Raw genomic sequence first — 11110 nt, 5'->3', positions numbered from 1 at the left:
AACCCATGAAAACCGACGACGCCTCCCATAAACGCATGAGCGAGCGGCGCAAGGCCGGCTTCGAGAAGAAACGCGCCGAGGCCACCCTGGAAAAGGGCCTTTTGATCGTCCATACCGGCACCGGCAAGGGCAAGAGCAGTGCTGCCTTCGGCATGGGCCTGCGCGTGGTCGGACATGGCCTGCGTCTGGGCGTGGTGCAATTCATCAAGGGCGCCCTGCACACCGCCGAGCGCGATCTCCTGGGCAGCCTCCCCAACTGCGACTTCCTGACCATGGGCGAGGGCTACACCTGGAACACCCAGGACCGCGCCGCCGACATCGCCACCGCCCAGAAAGCCTGGGCCGAGGCCCAGCGCATGATCGAGAGCGGCGACTATCGCATGGTCATCCTCGATGAACTCAACATTGTGCTCAAGTACGAATATCTTGATCTTAATGAAGTGCTGGAGGTGATCGCGCGGCGCCCGCCCATGGTGCACGTGGTGATCACCGGCCGTCATGCCCCGGAGGCATTGATTGAGGCCGCGGACCTCGTGACCGAGATGCGGCTGGTCAAGCATCCCTACCGCGAGCAGGGCGTCAAGGCGCAACAGGGGGTTGAGTTTTGATCTCGATAAGCCATCATAAGTAATGGTTTTACTGGCATCCTGGGTAATATGTTAGTCTGGAATCCTGGTTCGACAGTATTCGCTCTCCTGAGGAATGCATATGGATCGCTCGCGCGCCCTTGAACTGCTCAGACAGAGCAAACCCCTGCTGGTGGACCGCTATGGCGTCACCAAGCTCGCGCTTTTCGGATCGACCGCGCGCAATTGCGCCCGAATAGATAGTGATGTCGACATCCTGATTGCATTCGACGGCCCGGCCACCTCGGAACGTTACTTTGGTGTGCAGTTTTATCTGGAGGATCTGTTTGGCTGCCCGGTCGACCTGGTGACTGAAAAGGCACTGCGCCCCGAGCTTCGGCCCTTTATCGAGCAAGAGGCGGTGCGTGTCTGAGCCGATGCAGCGTGAGTGGCGCTTTTACCTGGAGGACATGATTGCTTTCGCCGAGCAGGTAATCCTTGAAACGGATATTCCAGCGCTCTTGCCGCAATTGCGCCTACTCCGGGATGCGCCGAGGTGATACCCCCGCCGCCGCACAAGACAGCATTGCCCCATGCCTGCCCTGCCCTTTTCATCAGCGCACCGGCCTCAAACCAGGGCAAGACCACGCTGACGGCGGGCATTGCCCGTTATCACCGCAATCAGGGTCGGCGCGTGCGGGTGTTCAAGGCCGGCCCGGATTTTCTCGATCCCATGCTGCTGGAACGCGCCAGCGGGCATCCGGTGCATACGCTGGACCTATGGATGACGGGTGAAGCCGACTGTTGTCAGCGCCTAGCGCAGGCCGCCAGCGAGGCCGATCTCATCCTGGTGGAAGGCGTGATGGGGCTCTATGATGGCAATCCCTCCAGTGCCGATCTTGCAGAGGCCTTCGGCATCCCGGTGCTGATGGTGATCGATGCCACGGGGATGGCCCAAAGTTTTGCCGCCGTCGCTCAGGGGCTGGCGAGCTTCCGGCCCACGCTGCCCTTTCATGGGGTGCTCGCCAACCGTGTGGCCAGCCCACGACACGCAGCCATGCTGACTGAGCTTTTACCGGCGCAGATCCCCTGTCTGGGCTTGATCCCGCGCGCCAGTGAAGTCATCCTGCCGGCCCGGCATCTGGGGCTGGTGCAGGCCGACGAGCTTGTGGATCTTGAGGCAAAACTGGAAGCCGCCGCTGCGCTGATTGCTGCTACCGATCTGACAGAGCTGCCGCCGCCGGTGCATTTTCAGGCCGCCCCCCCCACTCCCCTGCCGCAACTGCTTGCTGGCCGGCGCATTACCATTGCCCGCGACGCTGCCTTCAATTTCATCTATCCTGCCAATCTGGAACTGCTTGAAGGCATGGGCGCGGAACTCTGTTTTTTCTCACCCCTGGCTGATACCACCCTGCCATCCGCCGATGCCGTTTACCTGCCCGGTGGCTATCCCGAACTGCATCTGGAGACGCTCGCGGCCAATCAAGGCATGATTGACGTCCTGCGCGCCCACGTTGAGGCTGGCAAGGCCATCTACGCCGAGTGCGGTGGCCTGCTCTATCTGCTGGAATCACTCACGGACGCCCAGGGGCATGGCGTCAGGATGGCCGGCCTCTTGCCGGGGGAAGCCCGGATGCAACCCCGGCTCGCGGCACTCGGGATGCAATCGGTGACGCTGGACGGCGGCGAGCTGCGCGGGCACACCTTTCACTATTCGCGCCTGGAAACGTCGCTTCAGCCAGTGACACAGGGCCGCCAGGCCAGTAAGGGCGAAGCGGGTGAGGCCGTATACAGACACGGCAACATCCTGGCGAGCTATCTGCACCTCTACTTCCCGTCAAATCCGGAGGCTGCCGCCAGGCTGTTCCTGCTCTGAGCAGAGTCTCCGAATCAACGCCTTACCCCACAGGCTGATCTGCACTCCCTGCCTGGGTATGCTCAAACCAGCCACCCCCAAGCGCCTTGTAGAGATTGACCTGACTCGCCAGCTGGCCGAGCCGGATGTTGAGAAGACCTTGTTGCGCAGTGTACAGCGAGCGTTGGGCATCGAGGACCGTGAGATAGCTGCTGATACCCTGCTGATAGCGCAGCTCCGCCAGCCGGTAGTAATCCTGGCTGCTGTTGACCAGTGCCTGCTGGGCCTTTAGCTGCTGGGTGTAGGTCGCGCGCGCCGCAAGACCATCGGATACCTCGCGAAAGGCGCTCTGAATGGCGCGCTCATACCGGACCACATTGATATCCTTCTGAATCCTTGCGGAATCCAGGCTGGCGCGCAGGCTGCCGGCGGTGAAGATCGGCACGCTGATCCGTGGCGCGAAGGTCCAGTAACCGGCATTGCTGTCAAACAGGCCGGACAGATCGCTGCTAGCCGTACCCCCTGCCGCTGTGAGGCTGATGCGCGGGAAAAAGGCCGCGCGCGCCGCGCCGATATTGGCGTTGGCTGCTCTGAGCGTGTATTCCGCCTGCAGGATGTCCGGACGCTGTTGCAATACGTCGGCCGGCAGCCCAGTTGGCAATGCGCGCAGCAGCTCATCCTGGGCGAGATCGCGCCCGGGCGGCAGATCGGCGGGTACCGGCGCGCCAAGCAGCAGGGTCAGCGCATTGAGGTCCTCGGCGACCTGACGGGTATACAACGCCAGGTTTGCCCGCGCAGCCTCCAGGGCAGTCTGCGACTGGCGCACATCCATGGCCGAGACCACACCGACCTGGAAGCTCTTCTCGGTCAGATCATAGGATTTCTGAAAGGCGGCCAGGGTATCGCGGGTCACCTGCAGCAACTGCTGATCGGTCTGCCAGGTCAGATAGGCATTGGCGACAGATGCGATCAGGCTGATCTGGGCACTGCGTTGCGCCTCACGGGTGGCAAAATAGTTCTGTAATGCCGCGGCTTCCAGACTGCGCACCCTGCCAAAGAAATCCAGTTCATAGGCGGTCAGGCCCAGCGTTGCCGTGTACTGGCTATAGGTGTATCCGCTGCCGCCCCCCACGCTTCCCCCAAACGGCGAATAACCGGACGGCAGACGCTGGCGCTGGCCCTGGGCATCGGCGCTGATGGCCGGAAACAGCTCGGCGCGCTGGATGCGATAGGTCGCCTGGTACAGTTGCACGTTCAGCGCGGCCTCGCGCAGATTGCGGTTGTTTTGCAGCGCTGTCTGGATCAGTTGCTGCAGGCGCGGATCAGTGAAGAACTCGCGCCAGCCCAGTTGCGCCGCCGGCACGCCGCCCACGTCGGTATCGCTTGCCGCATAAGCCGGCTCCTGCGGCCAGTTCTGGCTCACGGGTGCCTGCGGGCGTTCGTAGGCCGGGATCATGGAGCAGCCGGACAGCACAATTGTCGCCAGGCTCAAGGATAATGCCGATTTTTTCATGTGCCCTCTCCCTCGGCGTGTGGATGCTTCGCCTTGTGCTTGTCGATGCTCCGGCTGACGAGGACATAGAACAGCGGGATCCAGAAAATCACCAGGAAGGTGGCCGTGATCATGCCACCCACCACGCCGGTACCGATGTCACGCTGACTGCCCGCACCCGCGCCGGTGGCGATGGCCAGCGGCACCACACCCAGAACAAAAGCCAGCGAGGTCATGATGATCGGGCGCAAGCGCAGGCGGGCGGCCTCCAATGCGGCCTCGACCAGGCTCCGCCCCTCTTTTTCATGCAGGTTGCGGGCGAACTCCACGATCAGGATGGCGTTCTTGGCGGTCAGGCCCACCGTGATCAGCAGCGCGATCTGCAGATAGATGTCGTTGGACATGCCGCGCAGCCAGACCGCCAGGAACACGCCGAGCACGCCGAGCGGTACCGCCAGCATGACCGCGAAGGGAATCGCCCAGCTTTCATAGAGCGCAGCCAGGGCCAGAAAGATCACCAGCAGCGACAGGCCATACAAAAGTGGCGCCTGCGAGCCACTGCTGAGTTCCTCGTAGGATACCCCGGTCCAGGCGACATTCACCCCGGCCGGGAGTTGGCTGGCAATCTGCAGCACCCGATCCATGGCCTGGCCGCTACTGAAGCCCGGCGCCGGCTCACCGAGGATTTCCACTGATGGAAGCCCGTTGAAGCGTTCCAGCTTGGGCGAGCCATAGCCCCACTCGCCGCTGACCAGGCTCGCCAGCGAGATCATCTCTCCCTGGTTGTTGCGCACATACCATTTGCCGAAATCTTCGGGATTCATGCGCGAATCGGCATCGCCCTGCACATAGACCCGCTTGACCCGACCGCGGTCAATGAAGTCATTGACATAGCTCGAACCCCAGGCCATCGACAGGGTCTGGTTGAGATCGGCCTCCGAGACACCGAAGCTGCGCAGTTTTTCGTCATCGAAGACCAGCTGGTACTGCGGCTCGTCGTTCAGACCATTGGGACGCACGCGCACCAGATCCGGGCTTTGCGAGGCCTGCATGAGAAACTGATTGCGCGCGGCCATCAGGGCATCATGGCCAAGCCCCACCTGATCCTGCAGATAGAAGTCGAAACCGGTGGCATTGCCCAGCTCCAGCACCGCCGGCGGCACCACCGCGAACACCATGGCGTCCTTGATGCTGCGCAAGGCCATCATGGCCCGGTTGGCGATGGCCGCGGCACCGTTCACCTCGCCGGGGCGTTCTTCCCAGGGTTTCAGCTGGATGAAGGCCATGCCAGCACTCTGGCCACGTCCGGAGAAATTGAAGCCGTTGACGGTAAACATACCCTTGATGTTATCGGCCTCCTTGCTCATGAAATACTGGCGCACCTGGTCCATGACCGTCTGGGTACGCTCGGCCGTGGAGCCGGAGGGTGTGGTCACCTGGGCGAAGATCACGCCTTGGTCCTCGGCGGGCAGGAAGGCCTGGGGAACGCGGTTATACACGAAGACGACCGCGCCCACGATGAGCAGGTATATCACCATGAAAATCGCGCGATGGCGCAGGATGCCGCCAACACTACTCTCGTAGCGGTTCATGCCATGATGAAACTGGCGGTTGAACCAGCCAAAGAAACCACGCTTTTCCTGATGTTCGGCATCACCCGGGCGCAACAGGGTGGCAGTCAGGGCAGGGGTGAAGACCAGCGCCACGATGACCGAGAGCACCATGGCCGAGATGATGGTGATCGAGAACTGCCGGTAGATGGTGCCAGCCGAGCCGCCGAAGAAGGCCATAGGCAGGAACACCGCCGAGAGCACCACGGCGATGCCCACCAGGGCGCCCTGAATCTGCCCCATGGACTTGCGGGTGGCCTCGCGCGCCGAGAGCTTTTCCTCCTGCATCACGCGCTCGACGTTCTCCACCACGACGATGGCATCGTCCACCAGCAGACCGATGGCCAGCACCATGGCGAACATGGTCAGGGTATTGATGGTATAGCCGAAGGCCGCCAGCACGCCGAAGGTGCCCAGGAGCACCACCGGCACGGCGATGGTCGGGATGATGGTCGCCCGGAAGCTCTGCAGGAACAGGAACATCACCAGGAAGACCAGCACGATGGCTTCCAGCAGGGTCTTGACCACCTCATGGATCGAGGCGCTCACCACCGGCGTGGTGTCATAGGGAATGATGATCTCCGCCCCCGGCGGCAGTGCTTTTTTCAGATTGGCGATGGTGGCCTGCACCGCCTTGGCGGTATCCAGGACATTGGCGCCGGTAGCCAGACGCAGGGCCATGCCGGAGGAAGGCTGGCCGTTATACTGCGCGTCGACAGCGTAGCTCTCGCCACCCAGGCTCACCTCGGCGACATCATTGAGCCGCACCTGCGAGCCGTCGGGATTGACCTTCAGCAGGATCTTGCCGAATTCCTCGGGGGTGTTGAGCAGGGTCTTGCCGATGATGGTGGCATTGAGTTGCTGACCCGGTACGGCCGGCAGACCACCCAGTTGGCCGGTGGAAACCTGCACGTTCTGGGCCTGGATGGCCGCGGCCACATCGGTGGCTGTGAGTTGATACTTATTCAGGCGCGCGGGATCGAGCCAGATGCGCATGGCGTACTGGGTGCCGAACACTTGAAAGTCACCCACGCCAGGCGTGCGGGCCAGCGGATCACGCATGACCGACGCCACGTAATCGGATAGATCCTGCCGGTTCATGCTGCCATCGGTCGAGATCAGGCCGATTACCATGAAGAAGTTGCGCTGGTACTTGGCCACCCGCAGGCCCTGCTGCTGCACGGCCTGGGGCAGCATCGGCGTGGCGAGCTGCAGCTTGTTCTGCACCTGTACCTGGGCAATGTCCGGATCGACCCCCTGATTGAAGGTAACCATGATGTTCAGGCTGCCATCGGAATTGCTTTCCGAGGACATGTAGCGCAGGCCATCGATGCCGTTCATCTGCTGTTCGATGATCTGCACCACGGTATCCTGCACGGTCTGGGCCGAGGCACCGGGATAAATGCCGGAGATGGCAATCGCCGGTGGCGCGATGTTGGGATACTGGTTGATCGGCAGGGTGAAAACAGCGAGTGCCCCGGCCAGCATGATCAGGATCGCGATCACCCAGGCAAAGATGGGCCGGTCGATGAAGAAATTCGACATGAAGAAATTGTCCCCTTACTGGGCCTTGCCGGATGTGGAAGCGGCAGGGCTGGGCTGTTTCGCCGCCGACCCACCGACATTGGTCGCAGGTTTCACCCGGACGACATCGCCCGGATGGATGAATTGCAAACCTTCGGTAATGATCTGGTCACCCGGCTTGAGCCCTTCGCTGACCAGCCACTGATTGCCGACGGCACGCTCGGTCTTGAGCACGCGCTGCTCCACCTTGTTGCCGGGCCCGACCACCAGCGCGGTTGGCTGCCCCTGGGGATTGCGCGTGACGCCCTGCTGGGGGGCCAGAATGGCATTCTCGCGCACACCTTCCTGCAACTGGGCACGCACGAACATGCCCGGCAACAACATGCGATCAGGATTGGGGAAGACCGCGCGCAGGGCCACGGCGCCGGTGCTGGGATCCACTGTGACCTCGGTGATCTCCATCTTCCCTGGCTGCTCATAGTTGCTGCCATCCTCCAGCAGTAGCTGCACCCGGGCTGCGCCATCATCGACGCGCTGCAAATTGCCACTGTCGAGCTCCCGGCGCAGGCGCAGCAGCTCGGTGGCGGGCTGGGAGATATCCACATAGATCGGGTCGAGCTGGGTGATGGTGGTCAGCGGTGTGGGTTGATCGGCCGTGACCAGTGCGCCCTCGGTCACCAGCGAACGGCCGATGCGCCCGCTGATCGGCGCCGTCACGCGCGTGTAGCCGACATTGATGCGGGCCGCCTGCACCGCCGCGCGGGCCTCGCCGATGGCGGCCTCGTTCTGGCGCAGAATGGCGCGGGCATCGTCATATTCCTGCTTGCTGATGGCATTGACACTGACCAGCTGGCGATAGCGATCCACCTTGAGCCTGTTCGAGGCCAGGGTCGCTTCGGCGCGAGCAAGAGTAGCCTGTGCACTCTTGAGCGCGGCTTCGAAGGGTGCCGGAGCGATCTGATAGAGCGGCTGATCAGCCTTGACCTCGGCGGTCTCCCGGAACAGGCGCCGCTGCAGAATGCCACCCACCTGCGGGCGCACTTCGGCAATTCGGTAGGCCACTGTACGGCCTGGCAACTCCGTGGTCAGCGTCACGGACTGGGAGGTAATCCGCACCACGCCGACTTCCGGCTGGGTCTTCGGCGGCCCGGCAGGCTTGTCCTCCTTGCCGCAGCCCGAGAGCGTGAGCACTCCGAGCAAAAGCAGAGCGGATGCGGTTTGCGCCGACTTGGTTCGCATAAGGTGTCCTTTGTTTCAGGAAGCAGGGATCCGGCCAGAGCCAGAGGAACAAGCCCACTTCAGAGGCTCATACAACAGTGACCCGGAGAGAAAAAGCTGACAGGGGAGACCCTGGCAGGCAGATACCCTTTGTCGGGAATTATTAGCGATGGATAATATGTTAGCATACTAATTTTATCAAGCCCGAAATCTGGAGCAAGTATAAACAGTAGAACCAACTTTGATCGACCCTTTGATTACTGAAATAATGCCGGGTTCTTCCAGATCCGTCCATGGTCTGATCCGTTGTCCTGGCAAGCGGCCTGGGCGTGGAAGAAAAACCTTTCCAGACAGGAGCCAGATTCATGCCCACATTTCGCATCGAGCCGATCTCCCAGGCACTCGCGCCCGCCCTGCAACACAGGATCGACAGCAAGACCAAGCCCCTGGGATCGCTCGGACGGCTGGAACGGCTCGCCAAGCAGATCGGCTGCATTCAGAACACGCTCAGCCCTGCGTTGCGCGCCCCGGTCATGCTGGTCTTTGCGGGCGACCACGGGATTACCCGTGAGGGCGTGAGCCCCTTTCCGCAGGCGGTCACCGCACAGATGGTGCTGAATTTCCTGGCCGGGGGCGCTGCCATCAACGTCTTTGCGCGCCAGAACGGCTTTGGCCTGAAGGTCGTCGATGCCGGCGTCAATGCCGATCTGCCAGCGCACCCCGATTTGGTTCCGGCAGGAATCGACAAGGGCACCCGCAACTTTCTTCATGAGCCGGCGATGAGCCCGGAGCAATGTCAGGCGGCGGTCCAGCGCGGCGCGGCCCTGGCGCAGGAGATTGCCGCCAGCGGCAGCAATGTCATCGGCTTTGGCGAGATGGGCATCGGCAACACCTCGTCAGCAGCACTACTGATGCACTTTCTCAGTGGCGCGCCGCTGGCGGAGTGCATAGGCCGCGGAACCGGACTGGATGATGCCGGCCTGCAACACAAGCGCAGCGTGCTGACGCAGGCCGCGGCCCACCATGCCGGGATCAGCGATCCCCTGGAGGTGCTCGCCGCAGTCGGGGGGTTCGAGATCGCCATGATGGCGGGCGCCATGCTGGGCGCTGCGGAAAAGGGCATGATTCTTCTCATTGACGGCTTCATTGTCTCCGCGGCCCTGCTGGTGGCGAGCAGGCTGGCGCCGTCGATCCTTGAATATTGCGTCTTTTCCCACCGCTCGCGCGAAACCGGCCATGCGCGCCTGCTGGATTATCTGCAGGCCGAGCCCCTGCTCGATCTCGAACTGCGCCTGGGCGAAGGGACCGGCGCAGTACTGGCCTATCCCCTGCTTGCCGCCAGTGTCGCCTTCCTCAATGAGATGGCCTCCTTCGAGTCCGCTGGGGTCAGCAACCGCCAATGATCCACCGGGAACTGCGGCGTCTTTGCGCGGCTCTGGGTTTCTTCACGCGCATTCCCTGCCCCCGCAACTTCGGGCCGGTCGCCAGCGACCTGCAGGATGCCGCGAAGTACCTGCCCCTGGTCGGCTGGCTGGTCGGCGGCGCGGCGGCGCTGGTGGTCTGGCTGGCGGGGCTGGTGTTTCCGCAGCCGGTTGCCGTGCTGCTGAGTCTCTTGGCCACGCTGCTGCTGACCGGCGCCATCCACGAGGATGGTTTCGCCGATAGCTGTGACGGCTTTGGCGGCGGCTGGACCCGCGAACAGATCCTGGGCATCCTGCAGGACTCGCGCATCGGCGCCTTTGGCGCCATCGGGCTATTCATGCTGCTGGGACTCAAGGTACTCTCCCTGAGCGGCCTGCCCGCGACCGCCCTGCCCCTGGCCCTGATCGCTGCACATAGCCTGAGCCGCCTGTTTGCCATCAGCTTCATGCAGACCCATGTCTATGTGCGGGTGGACGGCAGCGGCAAGTCCGGCGATGTCGCCCGCAAACTCGCGCCAGGCAGCCTGCTGCTGGCTGTCATCATCGGGCTTGCCCCGCTCCTTCTCATCTCACCGACGAAAGCGCTGGGGATTGTTCTGGTGCTTCTCTTCGCACGCTGGCTGCTCGGGCGATACTTCGCACGGCGCCTCGGCGGCTACACCGGCGATTGTCTGGGTGCGGCCCAGCAGCTCAGCGAAGTACTCGTGTATCTCGTCATTCTGGCCCTGGCGTGAATCTCTATCTGCTGCGTCACACCCGAACTGTCATCGAAGCCAGCATCTGCCATGGCCAGACCGATATCGGGCTGCCACCCGATTTCGCGCATGATCTCGCTACCATCCGGGCCAAGCTGCCGGACCTGTCGGGCATGACGATCTACGCCAGCCCGCTGCAGCGCTGTCGCCTGCTGGCCGAAGCCCTCGCGCCCGGCCGTGTACACTGTGATGCGCGGCTGATGGAGCTGAATTTCGGGGAGTGGGAGGGGCAGCCCTGGGACGCCATCGACCGCGTAGCCCTGGATCACTGGGCGGCGGATTTCGTTCATCGGGCCCCGCCGGGGGGGGAGTCCTTTGCGCAACTGCAGGCGCGCTGCCTGGATTTCCTGGTGGCCCTGCCCGAGGACCAGGACGTCCTGCTGGTCACCCACGCCGGTGTGATCCGCGCGGTGCTGGCCCATGCACGGAGCCTGCCGCTGGACAGGGCTTTCGAGATCCCTGTGGGCCACGGTGAAATTTCGAGTATTTGCTGGAGCTACCAGCATTCAAACCAAAATTCAACAGAAAAAGACCAATAACCGTCTATTTTCTTGCCGCCCGGGTTTCCGCCAACTTTCAAATTTCCTCAAAGTCCGGAACATTCTCCCCTCCCGACTCGACATGTCAGTTTCATGCCCGGATTGACAGCGCTGCGTACCCTCCCTGCAG

The 11110-nt window shown here is 62.6% G+C and carries 10 protein-coding genes; 7 read left to right on the top strand and 3 right to left on the bottom strand.

Features of this window, described 5'->3' with window-relative positions:
- Nucleotides 1–5: 5 nt before the first annotated feature.
- The 4 genes from cobO (at nt 6) to WOB96_RS02505 (ending at nt 2442) form a co-directional block, all read left to right on the top strand.
- Entirely contained in the window at nt 6–608 is a 603-nt protein-coding gene (gene cobO / locus WOB96_RS02520; protein ID WP_341369696.1) for a cob(I)yrinic acid a,c-diamide adenosyltransferase, read from the top strand.
- A gap of 100 nt (nt 609–708) precedes the next feature.
- Nucleotides 709–999, top strand: coding sequence for a nucleotidyltransferase family protein (locus tag WOB96_RS02515; protein WP_341369695.1), 291 nt, complete (start codon nt 709–711; stop codon nt 997–999).
- Nucleotides 992–1126 carry a hypothetical protein gene (locus WOB96_RS02510; protein WP_341369694.1) on the top strand — a complete coding sequence of 45 codons (135 nt, stop codon included), beginning with the start codon at nt 992–994 and terminating at the stop codon, nt 1124–1126. The genes WOB96_RS02515 and WOB96_RS02510 overlap by 8 nt, the downstream gene beginning before the upstream one ends.
- Nucleotides 1123–2442, top strand: a complete 1320-nt coding sequence (locus WOB96_RS02505) for a cobyrinic acid a,c-diamide synthase CobB (RefSeq protein WP_341369693.1) — start codon at nt 1123–1125, stop codon at nt 2440–2442. The genes WOB96_RS02510 and WOB96_RS02505 overlap by 4 nt, the downstream gene beginning before the upstream one ends.
- Before the next feature lie 22 nt (nt 2443–2464).
- Here the strand turns inward: WOB96_RS02505 and adeC are convergent, their stop codons facing one another.
- Genes adeC through WOB96_RS02490 form a run of 3 tightly spaced genes read right to left on the bottom strand, consistent with a single transcriptional unit; the run spans nt 2465 to nt 8286 of the window.
- The gene (gene adeC, locus WOB96_RS02500; protein ID WP_341369692.1) at nt 2465–3934 is read right to left on the bottom strand and encodes an AdeC/AdeK/OprM family multidrug efflux complex outer membrane factor; all 1470 of its coding nucleotides are present in this window, start codon (nt 3932–3934) and stop codon (nt 2465–2467) included.
- The gene (locus WOB96_RS02495; RefSeq protein ID WP_341369691.1) at nt 3931–7068 is read right to left on the bottom strand and encodes an efflux RND transporter permease subunit; all 3138 of its coding nucleotides are present in this window, start codon (nt 7066–7068) and stop codon (nt 3931–3933) included. The genes adeC and WOB96_RS02495 overlap by 4 nt, the downstream gene beginning before the upstream one ends.
- A 15-nt stretch (nt 7069–7083) precedes the next feature.
- The gene (locus WOB96_RS02490; protein ID WP_341369690.1) at nt 7084–8286 is read right to left on the bottom strand and encodes an efflux RND transporter periplasmic adaptor subunit; all 1203 of its coding nucleotides are present in this window, start codon (nt 8284–8286) and stop codon (nt 7084–7086) included.
- 344 nt (nt 8287–8630) lie between these two features.
- Here WOB96_RS02490 and cobT point away from each other — a divergent pair, with 344 nt between their 5' ends.
- Genes cobT through cobC form a run of 3 tightly spaced genes read left to right on the top strand, consistent with a single transcriptional unit; the run spans nt 8631 to nt 10980 of the window.
- A complete protein-coding gene (gene cobT / locus WOB96_RS02485; protein ID WP_341369689.1) occupies nt 8631–9668 on the top strand; it encodes a nicotinate-nucleotide--dimethylbenzimidazole phosphoribosyltransferase in 1038 nt (345 codons plus the stop codon).
- Nucleotides 9665–10420, top strand: coding sequence for an adenosylcobinamide-GDP ribazoletransferase (locus WOB96_RS02480; RefSeq protein ID WP_341369688.1), 756 nt, complete (start codon nt 9665–9667; stop codon nt 10418–10420). Before cobT ends, WOB96_RS02480 begins: the two co-directional genes overlap by 4 nt.
- Nucleotides 10417–10980, top strand: a complete 564-nt coding sequence (gene cobC / locus WOB96_RS02475; protein WP_341369687.1) for an alpha-ribazole phosphatase — start codon at nt 10417–10419, stop codon at nt 10978–10980. The genes WOB96_RS02480 and cobC overlap by 4 nt, the downstream gene beginning before the upstream one ends.
- Nucleotides 10981–11110 lie beyond the last annotated feature (130 nt).

It is taken from the genome of Thermithiobacillus plumbiphilus (assembly GCF_038070005.1).
Lineage (GTDB): Bacteria > Pseudomonadota > Gammaproteobacteria > Acidithiobacillales > Thermithiobacillaceae > JBBPCO01.
Note: the sequence above shows the minus strand (reverse complement) of the source record. Positions and strands in the feature narration are given on the sequence as shown.

Coding starts and splice junctions, on each gene's coding strand:
- WOB96_RS02495 (WP_341369691.1), bottom strand. CDS start 7,068: ATGTCGAATTTCTTCATCGACCGGCCCATCTTTGCCTGGGTGATCGCG.
- WOB96_RS02490 (WP_341369690.1), bottom strand. CDS start 8,286: ATGCGAACCAAGTCGGCGCAAACCGCATCCGCTCTGCTTTTGCTCGGA.
- adeC (WP_341369692.1), bottom strand. CDS start 3,934: ATGAAAAAATCGGCATTATCCTTGAGCCTGGCGACAATTGTGCTGTCC.
- WOB96_RS02515 (WP_341369695.1), top strand. CDS start 709: ATGGATCGCTCGCGCGCCCTTGAACTGCTCAGACAGAGCAAACCCCTG.
- cobO (WP_341369696.1), top strand. CDS start 6: ATGAAAACCGACGACGCCTCCCATAAACGCATGAGCGAGCGGCGCAAG.
- WOB96_RS02480 (WP_341369688.1), top strand. CDS start 9,665: ATGATCCACCGGGAACTGCGGCGTCTTTGCGCGGCTCTGGGTTTCTTC.
- cobT (WP_341369689.1), top strand. CDS start 8,631: ATGCCCACATTTCGCATCGAGCCGATCTCCCAGGCACTCGCGCCCGCC.